The sequence below is a fragment of the Williamsia sp. Y712 genome (assembly GCF_059445525.1).
The window spans coordinates 2,242,030-2,265,588 of the sequence record NZ_JCAIUN010000001.1 but is presented as its reverse complement, the minus strand read 5'-3'; the positions used below and the strand labels follow the sequence as shown (position 1 = coordinate 2,265,588).

Here is a 23,559-nt window from a genome sequence, read left to right as displayed (position 1 = left end):
CAACACGGAGTGCCCCGAGCACAAGCCTCCGGGCTGAGCTGAGATCACCCCGGCCCACCGGGACTAGGTCCGGACGGCGCGAATCAGGTCCGCGCAACGCTCACCGACCATCATCACGGTGATGTTGGGGTTCACGGTGGTGTGTTCGGGGAAGACCGAGGCGTCAGCCACCCGCAGACCCTGGACGCCTTTGACGCGGAGTTCGGGATCGAGGGGCGAGTCGATGTCGTCGATGGCGCCCATCCGGACACTGCCCGCCAGGTGATAGACGGTGTTGTGCGTACGGCGGATGTAGTCGGCGAGATCCTCGTCTGACTGGACGTCGATGCCCGGGAACAGCTCGGTCCCCGCCCACGGCTCCATCGCCGGTTGCGCAACGATCTCGCGGGCGCGTCGGATCCCGGCGATCATGATTCGCATGTCGTAGCCGTCGGGGTCGGTGAAGTAGCGCGGATCGACCAGCGGCTTGTCCCGAAAATCGCGGGTCCGTAGCCGGATCGATCCACGCGAGTGGGCATGTGTCACATTCGGGGTGAGTACGAAGACGTTTTCCGACGTCGGATACCCCTGCCGAACGGTGTGCATGTCGAAGGGCACAGATCCGTAATGCATCATCAGGTCCGGACGATCGAGACCATCGTCGATGGTGTCGAAGATGCCGATTTCCCACCACTGCGTCGACTCGGTTGGCATGGGCTGCTTCGCCTCCCAAGAGATCACACCTTCGGGGTGATCCTGCAGATGCGATCCGACACCTGGTGAGTCGACCAGCACATCGATGTCGAACTCCCGCAGGTGATCTGCCGGACCGATTCCCGACAGCATCAACAACTTCGGTGAATCCACGGCACCGGCCGACAACACCACTTCGGAGTTCGCCCGGATCGTCCGGGTGTGGCCGAACTGGTTGTCGACCACATCGACACCCACGCAACGGGTCCCGTCGAAGACGAGCTTCTTGGCCCGCAGCCCGGTCAGCAGGGTGAAGTTGGAGCGATCACCGATCGGATGGATGTACGACACCGACGACGACGAGCGGGTCCCGTCGGCGCGGCGATTGATCTGAAAGAAGTTGGCGCCGTGGACAACCGTGGGTCCGGTGTTGAACTTCTCGGTCGGGATACCGGCTTCGGCGCAGGCTTCGAGCAGTGCCACACCGCAGGGATCGGCGGGCGGGACATTCATCAGGTGGACCGGGCCGTCCGCACCGTGGTGCGGATACTCCGGGCCGGCATCTTCGTTGGTCTCGAGCCGCTTGATCAACGGCCACACCGACTCCTTGTTCCACCCCGTGGCGCCGTATTTCGATTCCCATTCGTCGATGTCCTCGGCGGGTGGCCAGAATGCGATACACGAGTTGTGTGACGAGCATCCGCCCATCACCCGCGCCCGGGCGTGACGCAGGAACGAGTTGCCGTTCTCCTGCGGCTCCACCACATAGTCCCAGTCGTAACCGGACTCGAGCAGCTCCATCCAGCGATCCAGTTGCAGCACTTCAGGAATGCCGTGATCGTCCGGGCCGGCCTCGATCAGCGCAACACTGATCGACGGATCCTCCGACAGTCGTGCCGCCACCGCACAACCGGCCGATCCCCCACCGACGACCACATAGTCGAAAACCCGCTCTGTGCTCATTTGCTGTTCTCCGAACTCGTATCCTCGAACCAGCCGGTCACTGCCGGCGCGATGTTCTGGTAGACGTGCTTGGCCTCGCGGTACTCACCGAGACCCATGGGCCCCAACTCGCGTCCGACGCCTGATTGACCGAAGCCGCCCCACTCCGCCTGCGGGAGATACGGATGATAATCGTTGATCCAGATCGTTCCGTGCCGCAACCGATTTGCCACCCGCTGCGCTTTGCCCGCGTCCTGAGTCCAGACCGCGCCCGCCAGGCCGTAGACGGTGTCGTTGGCGATCGCCACGGCGTCGTCTTCGTCGGTGAAGGTCTCGATGGTGACCACCGGGCCGAAGGCCTCGTCGACCACAACGGACATGCCCCGGCGTACCTGATCCAGGACCGTCGGCAGGTAGTAATAGCCGGCATCGAGATCAGATTCGCCCGATGTGCCGGTGCCGTATTCACCACCACAACGCAACCGCGCACCTTCCGCGACACCCTTGCGTATGTACGCGTCGACCTTGTCCCGGTGCGCCGCCGAGATCAGCGGACCGGTCTCGGCCGCATCGTCGAATGGACCGCCGAGCCGGATCTGCTTCGCCCGGGCGACCAGCGCATCGGTGAACTTCTCGGCAATGCTGTCCTGCACCACGATTCGCGCACCCGCCGAGCAGACCTGCCCCGAGTGCACAAACGCCCCGTTGAGCGCGTTGTCGACGGCGGCGTCAAAATCGGCATCGGCGAAGATCACATTCGGATTCTTGCCACCCAACTCGAGCGCGACCTTCTTCACCGTTGCCGCAGCGGCGGCGGCGATGACCCGACCGGTGACCAGGCCACCGGTGAACGAGACCATATCGATGTCGGGATGCTCCGACAGGGCTGCGCCTGCCTGGGGTCCGGTGCCGGTGACCAGGTTGGCCACACCCGGAGGTAGACCCAGATCGTCGAAGACCCGCATCATCAAGATCGCGGTATGTGGCGTCAGTTCAGCAGGTTTGAGGATGAACGTGCAGCCGGCCGCCAGGGCAGGCGCCATCTTCCATGCCGCTTGCAACAGTGGATAGTTCCACGGCGTGATCATCCCGCAGACCCCCACCGGTTCGTACTGGACCCGGCTGACGACCTCGTTGCTGCCTGCATCCACCAGGCGACCGGCATCCTGCGCCGCAGCACGCCCGAAGTATTCGAAACAGGCTGTGATGTCGTCCATGTCGATCTCGGACTCGACGAGGCGCTTGCCGGTGTCGAGGGTTTCCGCCCGGGCGAACTCCGATTTTCGTTCCCGCAGCGTCGCGGCCACCCGGAGCAGGAAGGCACCACGATCGGCTGCGGGCACCGACGACCACCGGGCGTCATCGAATGCCTGGCGGGCTGCTGCGATGGCCCGCTCGGTGTCGGCCGGGCCGGCCTCGCTGACCGTGCCGACCAGCTCGCGCGTTGCGGGACACTCGATGTCGCGGGTGCCCCCGTCAACCGCGGATTCCCACGTGCCGTTGATGAACAGGGTTTGTGCGGTCATGGCTCCTCTTTGGTGGTGGGTGTCGCGCCTTCCGTTCCGTCGGCGTCATCTGCGTCTTCGCGCGTCGACTCGAAGTCGGTGGACCAGTCGATGACCGGTGCGGCGTCGACGGTGGTCGAATCGCCACCGACCGAGCGGCGCAAGAACTCGAGGTGGCGTTCATAGTGATCGAGCACATTGCTGATTAGCTGGTCCTTGGAGAATCCGAATACGTCGAACCCGCTGCTACCGGAGGCGGTGAAGACCTCGAGCCGGAAGAACTTGCCCGGACTCTTCGGCAGCCTTCCGTATTGCGGGATCAGATGTTCGGTCGGATAGACCTGGTAGTGGAAACCCCGCTCCCCCGCGTACAGGACGTCGATGTGATAGGCGTGGATGCCATACGATTCGACCAATTGTTCACCAACCGTCGCTTCCCTTCCGGCAGAGGTCAATTCGTCAGCGACCTCGCGCAGTGCCGGACCGACAACGGTCTTGGCGTAACGCTCGGCCGCGGCGGCATCGGGGTATCGCACCGAACGCGCGATGCGCTGACGCCAGTGCAGCTCTGTCCCGCCTGCCGTCCGGCTCGAGAGCACCTTCGGAATCGACAGACGCGCCGATTCGACCCAGTGTTGCTCCACCTGAAGCGCTTTGAACAAGCCCAGCATGATGAAGACGATCACGATGGCGAACGGAACACCCATGATGATCGTTGCATTCTGCAACGTGGCGATGCCGCCGATCAACAACATCGAAAAGGTCAGCACGCCGGTGGCCACGGCCCAGAAGATGCGCACCCAGGCCGGGCCGTCGGAGTCGTTGTCCGGCATCCGTGAACTGAAATGCGACATCACCAGTGCCCCAGAATCTGCGCTGGTCACGTAGAACAGCAACCCGGTGAAGGTGGCGACGACAATCAGGAATGGTGCGGCCGGGTACTCCTTGAGCAGGCCGTAGAAGCCCTCCTCCGGCACATTCACCGCGGTGTCGCCGAACTCTGTGTTACCGCCTCGGACCAGCTCGATCGCACTGTTTCCGAAGATCGAGATCCACAGCAGGATGAACATGAACGGAACCGTCAAGGTGCCGAGCACGAATTGGCGGATCGTTCGTCCACGGGAGATCCGGGCCAGGAACAAGCCGACAAACGGCGCCCAGGCGATCCACCAGGCCCAGAAGAACAGCGTCCACGACGACAGCCATTCATCGGGTCGATCGTAGGCAAACGTATCGAGAGTCATCCCGGGGAACCGGCTGATGAAGTCGCCGGTGTTCTGCACGATGCCGTCGAACAGGTACGCGGTGGATCCCGCGATGAGGATGAAGAGCATCAGGCACACGGCAACGATCACGTTGAGTTCGGACAGTCGGCGCACACCCTTGTCGAGGCCGGACACCGCCGACACGGTGGCGATCAGAACCGCGATCGCGATGAGCCCGGCCTGCGCCCAGGTGCCTCGTTCGATGCCGAAGAGTTCGTCGAGGCCCACATTGAGTTGCGCCACACCGATTCCCAGGCTGGTCGCCAAACCGAAGATCGCGCCGAGCAGGGCCGCTATGTCGACAAAATTGCCGAGGCCACCCTCGACCCGCTTCCCGAAGATCGGATACAGGGCCGATCGGATACTCAACGGAAGATTGTGCCGGTAGGCGAAGTAGCCCAGCGCCATACCGATCAGCGCGTACAGGGCCCAGCCGATGATCCCGTAGTGAAACAGCGTCCACGTCAACGCCTGTCGAGCTGCTTCGGTTGTCTGACCCTCGCCCTCCGGTGGCGCGAGGTACTGCGTGACGGGTTCGGCGACCGAGAAGAACATGAGGTCGATACCGATTCCGGCGGCAAACAACATGGCCGTCCAGGAGAACAGGTTGTAGACCGGTTTCGAGTGGTCGGGCCCGAGTTTGACCCGGCCCACCGCTGACAGCGCGGCCCACACCACGAACGCGAGGACGACCGTGACCAGCAGGATGTAGAACCAGCCGAGATTGGTGGCGACCCAGCTCACCGCCGTGCCGATAACGTCGTCGGCGCCCTCCTGATCGATCAGCGCCCAGACGATGATCCCGATGATCCCGACACTGGAACCGATGAAAACCGGCCAGTTCACGGAGACCTTTTGCGGCGATTTGGTCGATGCGTCAGAGCCTTCAGATGGGGCGGAACTCTGTGGGTTATCGGTAGAAATGGCCATATCGCGTCCTCAAGTGGTTGTCCGAAACTGCGTCGGGGTCAAACCAAAATCAGTCAATGTTTTCTCTGGCAAATCATCGCTTAACAACGTATCAGCGTTCGGAGTCCGACTTCCCCGGGATGCGGCAAGCAATAGGTCAGACCCAGCTCCATGGACAACGATCGCCTCAAGACGATGGTCTGATTGAGCGCCTCGCTGTGATCAGGAGTGTCGCACCATGAGGTTTCAGCGTGGAGCCATCCGAATCGCACCGTCGAGGCGGACGGTCTCGCCGTTGACATATCCGTTCTGTAGCAACGTAAGTGCCATCCCCGCGTAGTCTTCGGGGTCGCCGAGCCGCTTGGGGAACGGAACGTCGGCGGCGAGCCCTTCCCGGATGTCCTCGCGGAGGCGAGCAAGCATCGGTGTGTCGAATACACCCGGGGCGATGGTGTTCACCCGAATACCCACACTGGCGAGGTCTCGGGCCGATACGAGGGTGATGCCGTGGACCGCGGCCTTGGATGCGGTATATGACGTTTGCCCGATCTGCCCATCGAATGCCGCTACCGAGGCAGTCAGCACAATTGCGCCCCGTTCACCGTCGATCGGTTCATTGCGCGCGATGCGGGACGCCGCCAACCTCAGCACGTTGTACGTACCGACGAGGTTGACCTCGATGACATTCCTGAAACTGTCGAGCGGAGCCGGGTTCTTGTCCCGGTCCAGGATCCGCATCCGGTCTCCGCCGCGACCGGCGCAGTGCACGGCTCCGCGTAGGGGCCCGTGGACTTCGGCTGCATCGAGCGCTTCGGTGAGCGACACCTCGTCGGTGATGTCTGCGGGCACGAACAGCGCCGCGTCGCCGAGGCTCTTGGCGGTTGTCGTGCCGTCTGATGTTGCCAAGTCTGTGATCACCACTCGCCCACCTCCTTCGACGATGGCGGCAGCGGTCGCGGCACCTAGACCGGAGGCTCCGCCCGTGACGAGGAAGGTGTTGTCTTTCAGTTGCATGAAGTAGCCAGACTCTCTCGGGTTCATCAGCGCACGCGGTCGCGTAGGTCACATCAAACAATATGTACCGGATCACAGTGGCGCTTCGCCCGCGCACCGAACATAGGCTGAAGCCCAATCACTTCGTGCGCGTCGAGCCCGCCCCCACCCGAGCCAACCGAAGGAATTCAGATGTCGATCCGCAGCTTGAATCACGCTGTCCTGTTCGTCTCGGACGTCACGCGCAGCGCGGTGTTCTATTGCGACGTATTGGGATTTGAACGACTCCCGATCGATTTCCCCGGCGGCGCATTCCTCCGCGGCGCCGGTTCGGCCAACGACCACGATCTCGGCCTGTTTCAGGCCACCGGCCCTCGTGCCGCCGACGGTTCGGTCGGTCTTTACCACCTCGCCTGGGAAGTGGAGACCCTTGGTGAACTCGCGCAGACCCGCGATCGACTCCAGGCTGCCGGCGCACTGAATGGAGCGTCGAACCATGCCGGAACCAAGGCCCTGTACGGCCGGGACCCCGACGGCCTCGAATTCGAGGTCACCTGGCTGGTACCCGATTCCCGACTCGACGAAGAGATCGTGCCCGGCGTGGCGCCGACCCGCGCCCTCGACCTCGACGCCGAGATCGAGCGATACGGCGCCGAGACTCCCGGCGGTCCGCGTGCTGATCGGGAGTTGATGTCACGGATCATGGCTCGTCTCGCCGACCACGCTCGCTGATCACCCCCCCGCCTTGGTAATCACTAGGCATTTGCCTAGTGTGATGTAGGCCACTTCGTGTGACGGTGTCAGGAGAACTCACACCTGGAGGCACTGATGAGCGCACCGACAACCAACGAACACGGCCACGTGGCGGATGTCCTCGCCAATGCGGTGATCGACGATCCCGACGCCGGGATATTCCGTACCAATCGACGCATCTTCACCGACGAGGACATCTTCGAACTCGAGATGAAGCACATCTTCGAGGGCAACTGGATCTATCTGGCCCACGAGAGTCAGGTCGCGAATCCCGGTGACTATTTCACGACGAACATCGGTCGACAACCGGTGGTCATCACCCGGGACAAGCAGGGTGAGTTGCACTGCCTGGTGAACGCCTGCGCCCACCGCGGTGCCATGATCTGTCGGCGCAAGACCGACAACCGAACCACCTTGACCTGCCCGTTCCACGGTTGGACGTTCCGCAACGACGGAACACTGCTCAAGGTCAAGGATCCCGAAGGAGCCGGATATCCGGAGTCGTTCAACGTCAACGGTTCTCACAACATGACCCGGGTCGCCCGGTTCGACAGCTACCGGGGATTCCTGTTCGGCAGTCTGAGCGCCGACGTGCTGCCGCTCCGTGAGCATCTCGGTGACACCACGACCGTCATCGACATGCTCGTCGACCAGTCCCCACAGGGTCTCGAGGTATTGAGGGGTAGCTCGACGTACACCTACGACGGCAACTGGAAGGTGCAGGCGGAGAACGGCGCCGACGGTTATCACGTGACCGCGACCCACTGGAATTACGCCGCGACCACATCGCGCCGCGGAACCGGCGAGTCGAAGAACGACACCAAGGCACTGGACGCCGGCAGTTGGGGTAAGACCGGCGGCGGATACTGGTCGTATCCGAACGGCCATCTGTGCCTGTGGACCTGGGCAGGCAATCCGCAGGACCGACCGCTCTGGGACAAGCTCGATGAGCTCAAGGAAGAGTTCGGAGATGCCAAGGGCGAGTTCATGGTCAAGGGTTCACGCAACCTGTGCCTCTATCCGAACGTGTATCTGATGGACCAGTTCTCCACGCAGATCCGCCACTTCCGGCCGATCGCTCCGGACAAGACCGAGGTCACGATCTACTGCATCGCGCCCAAGGGCGAAAGCGATGAGGCCCGTGCACACCGGATCCGGCAATACGAAGACTTCTTCAACGCCTCTGGCATGGCAACCCCAGACGACCTCGAAGAGTTCCGGTCCTGCCAGCTCACGTTCCGGGCACAGGCCGCTCCCTGGAACGACATGAGCCGCGGTGCACAGCATTGGCGTACCGGTCCCGACGACGTCGCCATCTCCCTCGGGATGGAGAACATCATCTCGGCGGGTGTCAAGAACGAGGACGAAGGCCTCTACCCGGTCCAGCACGGGTACTGGCTCGACACCATGCGCACGGCATTGACCGCAGAAGAGCAGACCGAGACCGGAGCGAACCGATGACCACAACCGAAACCGGCACTGCCCTGATCACGCAGAACATCATCGAGCAGTTCCTCTATCGAGAAGCGCGATACCTCGACGACCGCGAGTTCGAGAAGTGGCTGGACTGCTATGCCGACGACGTCGTCTACTGGATGCCCGCCTGGGACGACAACGATCGTCTGGTGGAGGATCCACAGCGCGACATCTCGCTGATCTACTACGGCAACAAGGGCGGTCTCGAGGATCGGGTGTTCCGCATCAGAACCGAACGTTCCTCTGCCACATCGCTTCCCGAACCCCGAACCAGCCACAACATCAGCAACGTCGAGGTCATCGAACGGCGCGGGGATCTGGTTGATGTTCGATTCAATTGGCACACCATGTATTTCCGGTACAAGACCGTCGATCCGTACTACGGCACCTCGTTCTACACGATCGACTTCTCCCGAGAGCAACCCCTGATCCGGCGCAAGACCGTGGTGCTGAAGAACGACTACATCCACCACGTCGTCGACGTCTACCACTTCTAGAGGATCCGGATATGACAACCACCGAACAGGCGCCCACTTCGGCGGCCGCCCCTGAGCTCGACCACCAGATCGCGCTGTCGTTCGAGGACGGCGTCACCCGTTTCATCACCTGCCGGGAAGACCAGACGGTGGCCGACGCCTCGTACCGTCAGCGCATCAACATTCCGCTGGACTGCCGCGACGGGGCCTGCGGCACGTGCAAGGCGCTCTGCGAGTCCGGCGACTACGACGGTGGAACCTACATCGACGACGCCCTGTCGCAAGACGAAGCCGCAGCCGGGTACGCACTGCCGTGCAGCATGAAACCACGGTCGAACCTGGTGCTCCAGATCGCCGCCACCTCCGCGATCGCCAAGACCGAGGCGGCGACCTACACCGGCACACTCGTCGAACTCGAACACCTCTCACCGACCACGGTGCGGTTCGCGGTGGAGATCGCCAATCGGCCCGCACTGGCCTTCCTGCCCGGGCAGTACGTCAACATCTCGGTGCCCGGCACCGACGTCACTCGCAGTTACTCATTCAGCAACGACCCTGGCGATGAGCGGCTGAGCTTCCTGGTCAAACTCAACCCTGGCGGCGCGATGTCGGACTACCTCGCCGACCGGGCGGCAATCGGCGACACCCTCACCTTCACCGGGCCTCACGGTTCGTTCTTCCTCCGCGAAAGCGACCGTCCCGTACTACTTCTGGCCGGCGGTACCGGACTGGCACCGATCCTGTCCATGCTGCGCAAGCTCGACACCGAGGGCAGCACCCGCAAGATTCACCTGATCTACGGTGTCGGCACCGACAACGACCTGGTGGAGACCGCGTCACTCGACGCACTGGCCACCCGGCTCGATGGATTCACCTGGGACCACTGCGTGACCGATCCGACCAGCGCCGCGCCCAACAAGGGGTACGTCACGAGTCTCATTGCACCGCAACATCTCTACGACGGAGATGTCGCGCTCTACCTCTGCGGTCCACCGCCGATGGTCGAGTCGGTGCGAGTCCACGTCAAGGACGCCGGGATCGAACCGACCGGCTTCTACTACGAGAAGTTCGCACTCGCGGTACCGGCCGCCACCACACCCGCGGCCACTGAATCACCGGCCGAGGAACCGAACTCCGATGAGGAACTGATCCCGGCACCGGAGGCACGTGCCATCGCCGCACAGACGATGTTGCCTGCCGCGCAGATCGAACCCTGGCCGACGCCGGTCGAGGTGATCGACGAGGGCACCGCGCCGCGGCAGATCGCCGCGCAGATCATGTTCCCCGCCGAACCCGTGACCGAACCCCACACCCCGGTCTTCGGTACGGACGCGGCCGAGCCCGAATCCGTCCGGGCGGCGGTCACGACGGCCCCGCGTGTGCCGGTGACGAGCCCGGTCACCGTGGGCACCGGCGGGTACCAGATCGGCGAGGATCATCCGGCCGTATACGAGTCCGATGCGATCTTCGAGGCGCGTTCGGCTCTGGAACTCGGCGCGCTCGAGGTCACCTTGGGCCGCTTGAGCACCAGGCAGCTGGCCGGGTACCGGTTGCTCGCCGAGTCCACACTGCTGCACGTGGCAGATGATCACTTCGTCGACGCGGCCGAATACACCGAGACCAACGCCGCGTTTCACGACTATCTGTTCACCCTGACAGGTAACGAACACCTGCTGCAGGCCTACACGGCGCTGGGGGTCAAAGGCCGGATGAGCGAGGTCTTGCGCAACGCAACCTGGTGCCATCCACTGTGCGCTCAGGACCACATGGACATCGTTGCCGCCTTCGAGACCGGCGACCGCGACACCGCACGATCGCTGATCATCGCCCATGCCGACAGATCCAAGCAGACGATGCGCAGAGCCATGGCCGATACCCGAGCGGCCCGCGCGCCACGCTTCGTCACGCCCGGCAGATTCACCGGGAAGGTTGTGGTCGTCACCGGCGCCGCGCAGGGTATCGGCGAGCACACCGCACGCCGCATCAGTGCCGAGGGCGGTGAACTCGTCCTCGTCGACCGGTCCGAACTCGTCAAAGACCTCGCCGACGAGTTGACCGCGGGCGGGACCACCGCCATCGCGGTCACCGCGGATCTGGAGCACTGGGAAGGTGCGGACAGCGTTGTCCACCAGGCCCTGTCGGCGTTCGGCCAGGTCGACGTCCTGATCAACAATGTCGGCGGCGCCATCAACTTCAAACCGTTCATCGAGTTCACCGACGCCGAGATCCGCGCCGAGATCGACCGCTCGCTGCTCACCACCCTGTACACATGCCGCGCAGCCCTGCCGACGATGGTCGACCGCGGCAGTGGCGTCATCGTCAACGTCTCCTCCGCCGCCACGCGCGGTATCAACCGCATCCCGTATTCGGCGGCCAAAGGCGGGATCAATGCCATCACCGCCTCCCTGGCGATGGAGTACGCCGACGCCGGTATCCGCGTGGTGGCGACCGCACCCGGTGGCACCGAGGCTCCCCCGCGGCGCATCTCGCGGGGCACACCGCTGCCGGTGGATGAGACCCAACGCGCATGGCAACAAGCTCATGTTGATCAGACGATCGGATCATCGCTCATGAAGCGGTACGGCACCCTCGAGGAACAGTCCGCGGCCATCTGCTTCCTGGCCTCCGACGAGGCGTCGTACATCACCGGGACGATCCTCCCGGTCGCGGGCGGAGACCGTGGGTGAATCTCCCCGGACATAGGTCGACCCGGTCCTAGAATGGATCGATGAGGTCTACGACGGTCTGTGTCGGGCGGGACCGTGAACTCGGGGCGATCGCTGCACGACTCGCAGCGACCGCCACCGACGGCGCGTGGATCGTCGCAGTGTGTGGAGAAGAAGGCATCGGGAAGACCACATTCGTGCAAGCCCTTGCCGACGCACACGACGGATCGGTGTGGTCGGCCGCCACCGCGCCGTGGGAGTCCGCAAGCGCCGGCGCAGTTCTCCACCAACTCTTCCGGCAAGACCTGCCAGGCAACGCTCTCGACGCCGCCGCGCGGATCGCCGAGTACGCCTCGGCTGCAACTGATTCCACCGGACCACGCCTGGTGATCATCGATGACGCCGAGCAATCCGATGCACTGTCTTTGCAGGCCTTGGCAACTGCGGTTCGCCATCATCGCAGCATCCCGCTGCTGGTGGTCCTGACCATCACCGACCCGGCATCGCAGGCGGCCGCGCTCGCCTCCGACATCGTGGTGCTCGACGGCCTCGACGCCGCCGCCGTCGATGAGCTCGCGCGTCGCCGGGCCACAGAGATCCATCCGGCGATGCTCACGGAGCTGACCGAGCACACCGGTGGCAACCCACGGCATGTCTCGGAGCTGCTCGATGAACTCCCGGCGGGGGTCTGGACCCATCCGGGCACAGCGCTACCCGCACCGGCGCGCGTGGTGTCGCGTGTGCGTGCACAGCTCGGCCGGTGCGGGCCGGAGGGGCGGTCGCTGATCGAGGCATTGGCCATCCTCGGGGATTCCGGTTCGTTCACCGAGGCTGTGACACGTGCCGATTCGCCCTCACCGTTGACCGCCATCGACGAGGGCAAAGCCGCGGGACTGCTCGTCGACGCACCCGAAATCCGGCATTCCTATGGCGCCGTGCTCCGAGATCGGCTCACCCGGGTCGCGGTCCTCGACATCATGGGTGCCGCCTCGGGGGGACGCACCCACCTGCGGGCCGCCGACATCATCGACGATCCGGTCCGCAGCCTGATCCACCGCGTCACCGCCACCGCCACCACCGATCAGGAGCTGGCCGCGGAGGCCGAGGTCTTGGCTCGCCAACGCGGCACGGCGGGCGCCTGGTCGGAAGCTGCCGAGCTCTTCCGGGCGGCCAGTCGCCTCTCGACCGACAAGTCGTCGCGCGAAGACCGTCTGACCCGCACCGCGGATTCGCTGGTGGCAGCGGGCCATACCGCGGCAGCACTCTCGCTGGTCCCCGAGATCGAGGCAATGCCCGAGACAGCACTGGGCAATGCGGTGCTCGCCTATCTCGCGATCGTTCGCGGCCGCGCCGCCGAAGCCGAAATCCGGATGCAGCGGGCGTGGGACATCGTCGACAGCAGCACCGACCCCGAGGCGGCAGCACTCATCGCCCAGCGCCACGTCCTGCATTCGTTGAGTCGCTGCCGTGGTCATGACGTGGTCGAATGGGTCGACCGGGCACTGGCTTTGGCGCAGCCCGACTCCCCCGCCGCCATCGAGGCGGAAGCGATCCGCGGCCTGGGTCTCGCGTCGGCAGGCCGGCCTGATCTGGCCAACGATGCCTATCGCGGCCTGGCACGGCGCGTGCACCCCGGCGTCCAGGCGCAGCGTGTCAGTCTCGGCCGAGGCTGGCTCCAACTTGCCAACGACGACATCGACGGCGCCCGTACCAATCTCGAAACCGCCGTTGCCACCGCCCATATGGGCGGTTCCGCGCGAATCTCGATGTGGGCCTACGGCTGGTTGGCCCGGTTGCAGTTCCTCACCGGCGATTGGGACCAGGCGCTGAGCACCGTTGCCGATGGTCGCCGGTTGGCTGATACGAGCGGAATCGTTCTGGCCACACCGCTTCTGGAATGGACCGCGGTCCAGGTCCATGTGTTGCGAGGATCCTGGGACCACGCGCACGATGCCCTGCACGCCGCCGAGTCCGTCACGCGGGATTACGAGATCATGCGGGCACCGGCCCTGATCGCCCGGGCCCAGATCGCCGAGGCGACCGCCGACTACGTAGCCGTGATCCGCGCACTGGATCCGGTCCGTGCCATGGCGCCGGGAACCGCGCTCGAACAGCCCGGCTTCTGGCCGTGGGCCGATGTTCTGGCCAACGCCCTGGTGATAGACGGACAACTCGCCGCCGCCCAATTCCTGTTGGACACACAGGAAGAACTCGCAGGCAAGACCGGTCACCGGTCGACACTGGCCCGACTCGGATACGCACGCGGGCGACTTCTCGGAGCGTCGGGCGATCTGCCAGGGGCCCGGCGGTCGTTCGAGAAGGCATTGTCGTTGCTGGACGGCCTACCGCTGCGCTATGACTTGGCGCGCGTCAATTTTGCCTACGGCCAGACCTTGCGCCGGGCAGGTAAGCGACGGTCAGCCGACCCACTCCTGTCCGCAGCGCGCGACATCTACGCCTCATTGGGTGCAACAACATACTCCGAACGCTGCGACCGGGAACTGCGGGCCGGGGGCGTGAACGCCACCCTCTCGCGCGCGGACGCCGACCTGACACCCCAGGAAGACGCGGTCATAAAGCTTGTTTCCCAAGGGCTTACGAACAAAGAAGTGGCTGCAGAGCTCTACGTCTCACCCAAGACGGTGCAATACCATCTCACCCGCATCTACTCGAAGCTCGGCCTGCGGTCGCGCGTCGAGCTCGCCAATCGGTACCACTAACCCTCAGCGCTGCCTGCTGCCCAGATCCGCACTCAGATCGGCCGCGACCTCGACGAGGAAGTCAGCAGTCTGTGCCGCAAAGGATTCGGCAGTCGATCGCGCCGATGACGTCGAACAGGCCAGCGCACCGACCACCGTTCCGCCGGCATCTCGCACCGGTGCCGCGAGCGAGATCAACCCCACTTCGAGTTCCTGCTCGGTCAGCGCGTATCCGCGCGTCCGGACGTTGTCGAGCTCGCGTTCGAGGTCGGCGCCGGAAGCGATCGTCGACTCCGTCAACCGTTGCCCGAAATCGATCTGTTCGATGAGGGCCTCCACAGCGGCAGGCGATGCCCAGGCCAGCAGAACCCGGCCCATGGACGTGGCGTACGCCGGGATTCGCGTCCCGACCGACACATTGATGCTCATGATCCGACGGACCGGGACACGCGCCGCGTAAACCACGTCGAGACCGTCGAGCACACCCAACGATGCCGACTCATGGGTTGTCTCCGCGATTCGCAGCAGGTGGGGCATCGCGGTGTCCGCGAGCGAGTGCGATGCGGTGTAATGCTGCCCGATGCTCAGCACGCGGGGGGTCAGGGACCACCGCCCGCCGCTTCCGGCGACGTAACCCAGGCGCTGCAGGGTCAGCAGGATTCTGCGCACCGCAGGCCGGGAAAGCTCGGTGGCAGTGGCCAATTCGGCCAGGGTCGGGTTCGGCCGATCGGCATCGAAAGCCAGGAGCACGGCAAAGCCGCGCTCGATGCTCTGGATGTAGTCCCGATCTCTGTCCACACCGATCTCGGTCACAGGTGTCCCTCCTGGTTGTCCGCGGGATCCACCGTACGCATTGCGGGCAGACTGTGGGCCGTCAGGTGGCGGATTCGCCTGTTGTCGATCAGCGTGCGGATGCTGCACGGGCCACGTCGGCCGTGATGGCCGCCGCGGTCTTCAGCAGTTCGGGAAGCAGGTCGTCGCGCACAGCGTCGAGGCTGTACCGCGCGGACTGGGTGGACATGTTCACCGCAGCGATCACCGAGCCGTCACGCCCATGAATCGGTGCCGCCAGCGAACGCAGACCCAATTCGAGTTCCTCGTCGACGATGCAGAACCCGTCGTGCCGGACCCGCTCGATCTCGTCCCGCAGTTCGGTGGTCGTGAGCTTGGTGCGTTCGGTCAGGGCGACCGGCGACACCCGCTCGAGGTAATCGTCGAGGTCCGACGGTTCCAGACCCGCGAGCAGAACCCGCCCCATCGACGTCGCGTATGCCGGGAATCGGGTACCGATCGTGATGGACACCGCCATGATCCGGCTCACCGGCACACGCGCGACGTAGACGATGTCGTCGCCGTCGAGTATCGACACCGATGCCGATTCGTGCACCGCGGCGGTCAGCGCTTCGAGATGGGGTCCGGCGACCTCCGGCAGCGACAGGCTGGACAAATAGCTGTAACCGAGGTCCAGTACGCGCGGGGTGAGCCAGAAAGCAGTGCCGTCAGACCGCACGTACCCGAGATCGGCAAGGGTCAGAAGGAACCGTCGGGCAGCTGGCCGCGACAGCCCGGTGGACGCCGCGACCTCGCTGACGCTTTGCCGGGGATGCTCGGCATCGAACGCACGGATCACCGCCAGCCCGCGGGCAAGTGACTGGACATGATCACCGGAGCCGGCAGTCATGATCGCAAAATGTGGTCGCGAAGAAGCGCCGATACCGCGGCGGGCTGCTCTCGATTCACCAGATGCGCTCCGGGATCGAGGATTTCGAGCCGGGATCCTTCGATCCCGTCGACCAGAATCTGAAGTGTCGCCGGTGGTGTCGAGGGATCCTGGGCTCCGGCGATCGCCAGCGTCGGCGCGGTGATCTCTGTGAGTTCATCGCGAGAATCCCAGTGCGCCAACGCCTCGCAGCAGGCCGCATAGCCCTCACTGTCGGTGCCCTGCACCATCTTCAGTGCCATCTGTACCAGCGCGGGATCAGCGGCTGCCAGATCACTCGTGAACCAACGCCCGACAACGGCCTCGGCGATGGATGCGGCGCCCTGTGCACGGACGGTCGCCGCGCGCTCGAACCAGGCGTCGGACTCACCGAACTTGGCCGCGGTGCAGAGCAACGCCAAAGTCTTCACGCGGGCCCGATAGGAAATGGCGAGTTGTTGCGCAACGGCACCGCCTAGCGAGAGTCCCACGGCGTGAAAGTCGTTGACACCCAGTTCGTCCAGGGTGGCGATCACGTCATCGGCCAGGTCGGAGACGCGGTACGGTCCCGTCGGCGTCGGCGAGGTTCCGTGTCCACGGTGATCGAGGGCGATGGCCCGACACCCGGCACCCGCCAAGGCCTCTCGCTGCGGATCCCACATCGACCTGTTCGAACCGAGGGAACCCAGTAATACAACCGTCTGCTCTGCGTCGCCGGTACCGCTCACGACATGACCTAACCGAACAGGCATCATCATCCTTTCGTTGTACGCTATTCGTACACTTGTACTATATGCGTACAAGCGCTACGGTGTCCATATGCTCGACAAAGTCATCAGCACCCCAGCCCAAGCAGTCAGCGACATCCCCGACGGCGCATCACTCGCCGTCGGCGGCTTCGGCCTGGTAGGTGTGCCCGAGGTCCTCATCAAAGCCCTGCTCGAACAGGGCGCAACCAACCTCGAAACGGTGAGCAACAACTGCGGCACCAACGGATTCGGACTCGGCCTACTCCTCAATGACCACCGCATCCGGCGAACGATCTCGTCCTACGTCGGGTCCAACGAGGAGTTCGCCCGGCAATATCTGTCCGGCGAACTCGAGGTCGAACTGACCCCGCAGGGCACGCTTGCCGAGCGCCTGCGCGCCGGCGGTGCGGGCATCTCCGCGTTCTTCACCCCGGCCGGTGTCGGCACTGCGGTCGCCGAAGGCGGACTGCCATTGCGGTACGACGGATCGGGGGGCGTCCTCCTGGCCAGTCCACCCAAGGAAACCCGCGTCTTCGACGGTGAAACCTACGTCCTCGAGCGGGGCATCGTCACCGACTACGCACTTGTGCACGCATGGAAGGGCGATCGCCACGGCAATCTCGTCTTCCGTCGCAGCGCACGCAACTTCAATCCGCCTGCCGCGACCGCCGGGCGAATCACCATCGCCCAGGTCGAAGAGCTTGTCGAGCCCGGGGACATCGACCCAGATCAGGTACATGTCCCGGGTATCCACGTCCAACGCGTGGTGCACGTCGGCAAGGTCGAGGTGGGCATAGAGAACAGGACGGTACGAGCATGAGCTGGACACGCCCACAGATGGCCGCCCGCGTGGCCGCTGAACTCGAAGACGGTCAATACGTCAATCTCGGCATCGGTATGCCCACCCTCGTCCCGAGCTATCTCCCGCCGGACATCTCCGTCGAATTGCATTCAGAAAACGGGGTTCTCGGCGTCGGACCGTATCCCACCGAAGAAGAGGTCGACCCCGAACTGATCAACGCAGGCAAAGAGACCATCACCGTGAACCCCGGCGCCTCCTACTTCGACTCGGCCGATTCGTTCGCGATGATCCGCGGCGGACACGTCGATGTCGCGGTCCTCGGCGCCATGCAGGTCAGCGCCGGTGGCGATCTGGCGAACTGGATGGTCCCCGGACAAATGGTCAAAGGGATGGGCGGCGCGATGGATCTGGTCCATGGAGCCCGCAAGGTCATCGTGATGATGGACCACCTCACGCGCAAAGGTGCCCCGAAGATCCTCGACACCTGCGACCTACCCCTGACCGGAAAAGCCTGCGTCCAAAGGATCATCACCGATCTCGCGGTCCTGGACGTCACCAATGCCGGTTTGCGCCTGGTCGAACTCGCCCCCGACGTGACCTACGACGAACTCCAGGCAAAAACCGGCACGACCATCCTCGTCGACGCCGACGTCCCCGCCTGACCTATGCACCCACAAACCCACCCGCTCCAGTCATTTCCACACGTTGCAACGTGTGGAAATGACTGGAGCGGGTGGGTTTGTGGGTGGTCCACAGTTGGCTCATCCATCCACAGACGCTGCGCTAAGACGATTCTCGGCGTGCGTCGCACTGTCGCCGTTGCCGAAGATCCACACATGGACTTCACACCCAGCCCGGACGGCTTGATCCGACGCAGCGATCAGGTCCGTACCGGAGATCGTGGCGATCCCGAACTTCGGCGCGCACACCGGCATGGCTCACTGGAGCGCATCACCCGCGGTGTCTACCGCCCGACAACCATCGCTACCGACGCGGCGAACTCGTCGTATGACGAGAAGTATCGCCAACTCGTCATCGCAATTGCCGGACGGTCGAAGGAGCGCGTGGTGAGCCACACCTCCGCGGCGGCGATTCACAGGTTGAACGTGCTTGCACCTGAACAAGATCGTGTTCACTTCTATGTGAAGGCGGGTGGACGCCGCACGCGGCAACTGCACCTCCACGAAGGACCGCTGACACTCTCGGACGTCACAGTGGTCGACGGCGTGCTCCTGACCAAGCTTGCACTGACTGCCTGCGACATAGCTCGCCAGGGCACCTTTGCCCAGGCGGTAGTCGTCCTTGATCACGCATTACGCCTTGGTGTCTCCCATGCCGAGTTGCGGTCGATCGCCGACCGAGCGGGGAAGACGACAGGGATCGCGACACTTCGGCGCTCGCTCGAGGTTGCGGATGGGGATGCCGAGTCGGTGGGCGAATCCCTGAGTCGGGCACTGATGATCGAGTGGTGTGAGATACCGGTTCCAGCTCTGCAGACCGAGTATCGAGACGCCGAGGGACGGTTGGTCGCCCGCGTCGACTTCGACTGGGACGGAAAGGTGGTCGGAGAGTTCGACGGGCGTGTCAAGTACGAGAAACACAGACGCCCCGGCGAATCGGTGGCGGATGCGGTGATCAGGGAGAAGCGCCGCGAGGACCGGCTACGGGAGGAAGGCCTGCTGGTCATCCGGTGGGTGTGGGATGACTTCCGGAACCCTGAGCAGCTGCGGGCCCGGATCCGCAAGATACTCACCATCGCCGACGTCATCTGACGAACAAATCCACCCATTCCAGCCATTTCCACACGTTGCAACGTGTGGAAATGGCTGGAATGGGTGGGTTTGTGGCGCAGTTTATTTGATCGACGACGGATGTTTGGCGAGTGCCGTGACGTCGACGGTCATGTATGGGAACAGCGGAAGGTTCCACAGCAGGTCGTGGAGTTCGTCCGGGGTCTCGACGTCAAAGATGCTGACGTTGCTGTACTTTCCGGCGATCCGCCAGATGTGTACCCACTTGCCCTGACGCTGCAGATCCTGCGAGTACGCCTTCTCTTTGGCGAGTGTCTGCGCCCGGACCTCGGGATCGAGGTCGCGGGGGATGTCGACGTCCATGCGTACATGGAAAAGTGCCATTGCTGTGTACCTTTCGGATTTTTGCTGATCAGTCCCTGGTCAGTTTGTCGACCATGTCCATATCGAGTTCCACACCGAGCCCCGGGCCTTCCGGCAACCGGACCTGGCCGTCGCCGTATCGCAACGGTTCCTGCAGGATGTCAACGGCGAAGAGCAACGGCCCGAAAAGTTCGGTCCCGAAGTTGATGCCTGGCTCACTGCAGGCGAAGTGGATCGATGCCGCGGTTCCGATCGGTCCTTCGATTGACGTCGCCCCGTGGCAGGCGATGCCGGCAGCCTTGGCGATGGCAGCGATTTCGCGGCTGCGCGCCAGGCCTCCACACTTGGTGGTCTTGATGGCGATGACGTCGGCGGCACCGAGCCGGACCACTTCGAGTGCGTCATGCGGCGTACTGACGCTCTCGTCGGCCATGATCGGTATCGGCAGAAGATGATTCAGTTCGGCGAGCACGTCGATCTGCTCCCCCGGCGTCGGCTGCTCGATGAGTTCGACACCGCCGTCGGCCAGGCGCGGCAGATACTTCAAGGCGGTGAACCGATCCCAGCGAGCGTTCACGTCGACGCGCACGCCGGCTCGTCCGCCGAGCCCGTCGACGATGTCGAGGATCCGCCGGGTGTCGACCTCTGGTTCGAGTGCGCCCATTTTCAACTTGAAGCTGAAATGCATTCGGGTGTCGAGCTTTTCCGTGGCCTCCTCGACGATCTCGGCGACGGGCGCGGCACCGAGCGCCCAGGTCACGTCGACACTGTTGCGGAAGGCACCGCCGAGCAGTGTGTGGACCGGAACCCCGAGACACCGCGCCCATGCATCGTGCAACGCGATCTCGACCGAGGCTTTGGCGAACCGTGCATTCGCCACCACCCGCTCGATGTCGAGCATGATCTTGGTCAGGTCATCGACGGTGCGGCCCAACAGAATCGGGGTGATGTACTTCTCGACGATGACCTGCATGGTCTCGACCGATTCACCGCCCCACCACGGACCGCCCGGGACAACACCTTCGCCGTGGCCGACCACACCGCCGTCGGTCTTGATCGACACCAGCAGGATCGGCTGGGCGTCCATCGAGGTGGTCGCGAATTTGTGACTGCGGACCAGGGGGACGTCGATGATCCGGGTTGCGACCTCGACAATCTTCAGATCAGGCACTGGGCGCTACTTTCCCGCCGGATCGAGCGCAAAGTCGTAGTCGACGTGGTTCTTGCCGTCGTCACCGAGGGTCGGCGACAGGATCAACTCGGGCTTGGTGGCCGATGCGACGTCGCTGTCGATCCATTCTCCGCCGTCGAAGTAGAGCTGGGTGGTGACGGACTCTTTGCCCGGGGCCGAGACGATCAGGTGCAGGTGCGCCGGACGCCACGGGTGACCATTCTGGGCCAGGACGAATGCACCGGTCGGCCCATCGGTCGGAATCTGGTACGGCGCAGGCTGAATCGTGGTGATCTCGTAGCGTCCTTCGGCGTCGGTGATGATCTTGCCGCGCAGATTCCACTGCGGCAGGTGATCGGCGAACTGCGAATAGTAGCCGTCTGCGTCGGCGTGCCAGAGTTCGATGATCGCGCCGTCGATGCCCTTGCCATCGAGATCAGTGACCTGACCGCCGAACACCAGGAGCGTCTGCTCGCGGTCCACATCACGCATCGGCAGGGTGCAGACCGAGGGCAGTTCCGGAGCATCCGCGACGTAGTAGGGACCCTCGATGCTGCCCTTGGTGCCCTTGCGGCTGCGGGCCAGCACCTCCTCGACGGCGTGCTCGATGAAGACGTCGAGGAACAGGGGCCATTCGCCGCCCTCACCGACATCGATCAGCCATTGCTTGAGCACGCGGTACTCGGGATAGGTGACGTTGTGGTCGAGGATGACTTTGTGCAGGGCCGACAGCGCATCCTTGGCGATCGCGGCAACCCGCTCGGGTGAGGTGTCGGCACTGACCCGCTCGTTCTTGAACTTGTCGGTGGCGGCGGTGCCGGAACCGACCGCGGACGGGCTGTTGAAATCGGTGGTTGTCATGAGGGTCTCCCAGGTCGCAGACTTTGTGTGTACGCATTGCGTACGTCTGGATCGCATTGCGTACTCACACTGTGCGACCAATCACACCGGCTTGTCAAGTACCTCCCCGACCACACCGCCCACCGGATGTCGAAATGCCGCCCCGCCGGCCGCAACAACGGCCGCGCCGTTGCGCTACTTCTCGGTGTGCGAATCCCTGCGACCGCGCTGACTTCGGAAGCGTTCAGCTGCGACGGGTGGTCGGGGCGAGGCGGGCCATCCCACGAAGGATCCACGGTGTCCGCCTCGCCATCATCCCCACGGCCAGGTCCGTTCGGCGCATCGCGAGACGAGGGCCGGGGGTCGAGGCGGACGCGAGTGCGGCCTCGGCCGATCTCTTCCGCGCATCATGCCGATCGACCGCCAGGAGTTGCCACATGCCGGGCACGCCACGCAACTCGACGCTGCCGCGGTCCTCGAAGCCTGTGCCCGAGCCGACGACCAGGTCGCGGACGGTGCCCGAGACGAGGATGTCCCCGGCACCGGCCTGGCCGAGGATCCGCGCCGCGATGTGTACGGCGAGTCCCCCGATGTCGTTGTCGAGCAGTTCGCACTCGCCGGTGTGGATTCCCGCGCGGATCTCGATGCCCAGCGTCTCGGCGTCAGAACGCAATGCCTCGGCACACCGAATTGCCTGCGTTGGACCGTCGAACGTGGCGAGGTGCCCGTCGCCGGTGTTCTTGACCAGCGTGCCGCCGAAACGTTGGGTGACCGCGGCGGTGATCTCACCAAAGCGCGCCAGCACCGCCCGCCACCGCTCGTCACCCGCTGCCGCTGCGTGTCGGGTCGAGGCAACCATGTCGGTGAACAACACGGTGCGCAGCGCGCGATGGGATTGAGCAGGCGCGGCATGGCTACCGGTGAGGAACTCCTCGATCGCGGCCAAGATCCTGTCGGGACCGGTGATCCAGGGCGCGTGGTCCATGCCGTCGACTTCGAGCCACCGCGCCTGCGGGATGTGGTCGGCGAGATAGCGGCCGCATTGCACCGGCATACAGTCCTCGCGCGCATGAATGACCAAGGAAGGCACGGTGATCGTCGGCAGGATGGTGCGGATATCGATCCGGAAAGCCGCTTCGGCCGTTGCCCGCACCATCCCGGGGCTTGCGCTCATCCGCTCGAACATTGCGAGCTGGCGTATCGACCGGACTGACGGGAACATGCACTTGGCTGCCGCACCGGTGCCCCACTCCGAGCGGGTCGCGCGTCCCATTTTTTGAAGGCGGACGATCTGCTCGGTCGACGGAAGGTAGTCCGCACCGGTCCCGGATAAATCCTCACCGGCGTCGACAACGAAGCGCTTCCGCACCTCCGCCGGATCTCGATCGAGGTCGTCCCAACCGGTTGCCATGAACGGGTAAGCGCCGTAGAGGATCAACGCCCGTGTTCGCTCTGGCCGTTTTGCCGCGAACAGGATGGAGGCCGTGCCTCCCTCGCTCATACCGAATACGGCGGCCTTTCCGAAGCCGGCGGCGTCCATGACGGCCTCGATCTCCGTCACCCGATCATCCAATGTACGAACTTTCGCCACCGGATCCGACAGCCCAACCCCTGCCTTGTCAAACAGTAGGACGCGACAGAACGTGGCGAGTTGGTCGAAGAAGGCCTTGAATTCGGGCAGAGTCCAGAACAGCTCGATATGGCTGACGAAAGGCCCGACAAAGACGAGGTCGACGGGTCCATCGCCGAACACCTGGTAAGCCAGACTCAGATCGCCGCAGGGCGCGTACGAGGTTTCTGGCACGGCCTTGATCCTACGGTCTCCACA

Annotated in this window: 19 protein-coding genes; 8 read left to right on the top strand and 11 right to left on the bottom strand. The window is 64.1% G+C overall.

All coding sequences use genetic code 11. The features are described 5' to 3' along the window. Positions 1-63: 63 nt before the first annotated feature. The 4 genes from AC1D75_RS10270 to AC1D75_RS10255 form a co-directional block, all read right to left on the bottom strand. Positions 64-1,635 carry a GMC family oxidoreductase gene (locus tag AC1D75_RS10270; protein WP_495515127.1) on the bottom strand — a complete coding sequence of 524 codons (1,572 nt, stop codon included), beginning with the start codon at positions 1,633-1,635 and terminating at the stop codon, positions 64-66. After that, on the bottom strand, positions 1,632-3,140 hold the full coding sequence (locus AC1D75_RS10265; RefSeq protein ID WP_495515126.1) for an aldehyde dehydrogenase family protein: 1,509 nt from the start codon (positions 3,138-3,140) through the stop codon (positions 1,632-1,634). The genes AC1D75_RS10270 and AC1D75_RS10265 overlap by 4 nt, the downstream gene beginning before the upstream one ends. Then, on the bottom strand, positions 3,137-5,314 hold the full coding sequence (gene betT / locus AC1D75_RS10260; RefSeq protein WP_495515125.1) for a choline BCCT transporter BetT: 2,178 nt from the start codon (positions 5,312-5,314) through the stop codon (positions 3,137-3,139). The genes AC1D75_RS10265 and betT overlap by 4 nt, the downstream gene beginning before the upstream one ends. 225 nt (positions 5,315-5,539) lie before the next feature. Continuing rightward, positions 5,540-6,307, bottom strand: a complete 768-nt coding sequence (locus AC1D75_RS10255; protein WP_495516038.1) for an SDR family NAD(P)-dependent oxidoreductase — start codon at positions 6,305-6,307, stop codon at positions 5,540-5,542. A 171-nt stretch (positions 6,308-6,478) separates the two neighbouring features. Here AC1D75_RS10255 and AC1D75_RS10250 point away from each other — a divergent pair, with 171 nt between their 5' ends. The 5 genes from AC1D75_RS10250 (at position 6,479) to AC1D75_RS10230 (ending at position 14,377) form a co-directional block, all read left to right on the top strand. Then, the gene (locus tag AC1D75_RS10250) at positions 6,479-7,018 is read left to right on the top strand and encodes a VOC family protein (protein ID WP_495515124.1); all 540 of its coding nucleotides are present in this window, start codon (positions 6,479-6,481) and stop codon (positions 7,016-7,018) included. A 96-nt stretch (positions 7,019-7,114) separates the two neighbouring features. Continuing rightward, the gene (gene benA, locus AC1D75_RS10245; RefSeq protein ID WP_495515123.1) at positions 7,115-8,500 is read left to right on the top strand and encodes a benzoate 1,2-dioxygenase large subunit; all 1,386 of its coding nucleotides are present in this window, start codon (positions 7,115-7,117) and stop codon (positions 8,498-8,500) included. Continuing rightward, positions 8,497-9,012 (top strand): benzoate 1,2-dioxygenase small subunit, encoded by a 516-nt coding sequence (gene benB / locus AC1D75_RS10240; RefSeq protein ID WP_495515122.1) that lies wholly within the window; start codon positions 8,497-8,499, stop codon positions 9,010-9,012. Before benA ends, benB begins: the two co-directional genes overlap by 4 nt. Positions 9,013-9,023: 11 nt before the next feature. Then, on the top strand, positions 9,024-11,678 hold the full coding sequence (gene benC / locus AC1D75_RS10235; RefSeq protein ID WP_495515121.1) for a benzoate 1,2-dioxygenase electron transfer component BenC: 2,655 nt from the start codon (positions 9,024-9,026) through the stop codon (positions 11,676-11,678). Positions 11,679-11,719: 41 nt separating this feature from the next. Further along, entirely contained in the window at positions 11,720-14,377 is a 2,658-nt protein-coding gene (locus AC1D75_RS10230; protein ID WP_495515120.1) for a helix-turn-helix transcriptional regulator, read from the top strand. Positions 14,378-14,380: 3 nt separating this feature from the next. Here the strand turns inward: AC1D75_RS10230 and AC1D75_RS10225 are convergent, their stop codons facing one another. The 3 genes from AC1D75_RS10225 to pcaD form a co-directional block, all read right to left on the bottom strand. Then, complete coding sequence (locus AC1D75_RS10225; protein WP_495516037.1) at positions 14,381-15,160, bottom strand: IclR family transcriptional regulator domain-containing protein; 780 nt, start codon at positions 15,158-15,160, stop codon at positions 14,381-14,383. 97 nt (positions 15,161-15,257) lie between these two features. Continuing rightward, positions 15,258-16,037, bottom strand: coding sequence for an IclR family transcriptional regulator domain-containing protein (locus AC1D75_RS10220; protein ID WP_495515119.1), 780 nt, complete (start codon positions 16,035-16,037; stop codon positions 15,258-15,260). Further along, positions 16,034-16,783 carry a 3-oxoadipate enol-lactonase gene (gene pcaD / locus AC1D75_RS10215; RefSeq protein ID WP_495515118.1) on the bottom strand — a complete coding sequence of 250 codons (750 nt, stop codon included), beginning with the start codon at positions 16,781-16,783 and terminating at the stop codon, positions 16,034-16,036. The genes AC1D75_RS10220 and pcaD overlap by 4 nt, the downstream gene beginning before the upstream one ends. 91 nt (positions 16,784-16,874) lie before the next feature. Here pcaD and AC1D75_RS10210 point away from each other — a divergent pair, with 91 nt between their 5' ends. From AC1D75_RS10210 to AC1D75_RS10200, 3 genes are all read left to right on the top strand, one after another. Next, entirely contained in the window at positions 16,875-17,624 is a 750-nt protein-coding gene (locus AC1D75_RS10210; protein ID WP_482135271.1) for a CoA transferase subunit A, read from the top strand. Continuing rightward, positions 17,621-18,268, top strand: coding sequence for a CoA transferase subunit B (locus AC1D75_RS10205; protein WP_495515117.1), 648 nt, complete (start codon positions 17,621-17,623; stop codon positions 18,266-18,268). Before AC1D75_RS10210 ends, AC1D75_RS10205 begins: the two co-directional genes overlap by 4 nt. Before the next feature lie 138 nt (positions 18,269-18,406). Further along, positions 18,407-19,378, top strand: a complete 972-nt coding sequence (locus AC1D75_RS10200; RefSeq protein ID WP_495515116.1) for a hypothetical protein — start codon at positions 18,407-18,409, stop codon at positions 19,376-19,378. Between the two features lie 81 nt (positions 19,379-19,459). Here the strand turns inward: AC1D75_RS10200 and catC are convergent, their stop codons facing one another. The 4 genes from catC to AC1D75_RS10180 all read right to left on the bottom strand — a co-directional run bounded on the left by catC (position 19,460) and on the right by AC1D75_RS10180 (position 23,535). Further along, complete coding sequence (catC, locus tag AC1D75_RS10195; protein WP_495515115.1) at positions 19,460-19,741, bottom strand: muconolactone Delta-isomerase; 282 nt, start codon at positions 19,739-19,741, stop codon at positions 19,460-19,462. A 28-nt stretch (positions 19,742-19,769) separates the two neighbouring features. After that, positions 19,770-20,891 carry a muconate/chloromuconate family cycloisomerase gene (locus tag AC1D75_RS10190; RefSeq protein WP_495515114.1) on the bottom strand — a complete coding sequence of 374 codons (1,122 nt, stop codon included), beginning with the start codon at positions 20,889-20,891 and terminating at the stop codon, positions 19,770-19,772. 6 nt (positions 20,892-20,897) lie between these two features. Continuing rightward, positions 20,898-21,752: a catechol 1,2-dioxygenase gene (gene catA, locus AC1D75_RS10185; protein WP_495515113.1), complete on the bottom strand. Its 855-nt coding sequence runs from the start codon at positions 21,750-21,752 to the stop codon at positions 20,898-20,900. A 223-nt stretch (positions 21,753-21,975) separates the two neighbouring features. Beyond that, entirely contained in the window at positions 21,976-23,535 is a 1,560-nt protein-coding gene (locus tag AC1D75_RS10180) for an adenylate/guanylate cyclase domain-containing protein (RefSeq protein ID WP_495515112.1), read from the bottom strand. Positions 23,536-23,559: the final 24 nt, after the last annotated feature.

Excerpts from the sequence above, each read along its gene's own strand:
- catC (WP_495515115.1), bottom strand. The coding sequence starts at position 19,741 with ATGGCACTTTTCCATGTACGCATGGACGTCGACATCCCCCGCGACCTC.
- betT (WP_495515125.1), bottom strand. The coding sequence starts at position 5,314 with ATGGCCATTTCTACCGATAACCCACAGAGTTCCGCCCCATCTGAAGGC.
- AC1D75_RS10265 (WP_495515126.1), bottom strand. The coding sequence starts at position 3,140 with ATGACCGCACAAACCCTGTTCATCAACGGCACGTGGGAATCCGCGGTT.
- AC1D75_RS10230 (WP_495515120.1), top strand. The coding sequence starts at position 11,720 with ATGAGGTCTACGACGGTCTGTGTCGGGCGGGACCGTGAACTCGGGGCG.
- benC (WP_495515121.1), top strand. The coding sequence starts at position 9,024 with ATGACAACCACCGAACAGGCGCCCACTTCGGCGGCCGCCCCTGAGCTC.
- AC1D75_RS10205 (WP_495515117.1), top strand. The coding sequence starts at position 17,621 with ATGAGCTGGACACGCCCACAGATGGCCGCCCGCGTGGCCGCTGAACTC.
- AC1D75_RS10255 (WP_495516038.1), bottom strand. The coding sequence starts at position 6,307 with ATGCAACTGAAAGACAACACCTTCCTCGTCACGGGCGGAGCCTCCGGT.
- AC1D75_RS10210 (WP_482135271.1), top strand. The coding sequence starts at position 16,875 with ATGCTCGACAAAGTCATCAGCACCCCAGCCCAAGCAGTCAGCGACATC.
- catA (WP_495515113.1), bottom strand. The coding sequence starts at position 21,752 with ATGACAACCACCGATTTCAACAGCCCGTCCGCGGTCGGTTCCGGCACC.
- AC1D75_RS10220 (WP_495515119.1), bottom strand. The coding sequence starts at position 16,037 with ATGACTGCCGGCTCCGGTGATCATGTCCAGTCACTTGCCCGCGGGCTG.
- AC1D75_RS10250 (WP_495515124.1), top strand. The coding sequence starts at position 6,479 with ATGTCGATCCGCAGCTTGAATCACGCTGTCCTGTTCGTCTCGGACGTC.
- AC1D75_RS10270 (WP_495515127.1), bottom strand. The coding sequence starts at position 1,635 with ATGAGCACAGAGCGGGTTTTCGACTATGTGGTCGTCGGTGGGGGATCG.
- benB (WP_495515122.1), top strand. The coding sequence starts at position 8,497 with ATGACCACAACCGAAACCGGCACTGCCCTGATCACGCAGAACATCATC.
- benA (WP_495515123.1), top strand. The coding sequence starts at position 7,115 with ATGAGCGCACCGACAACCAACGAACACGGCCACGTGGCGGATGTCCTC.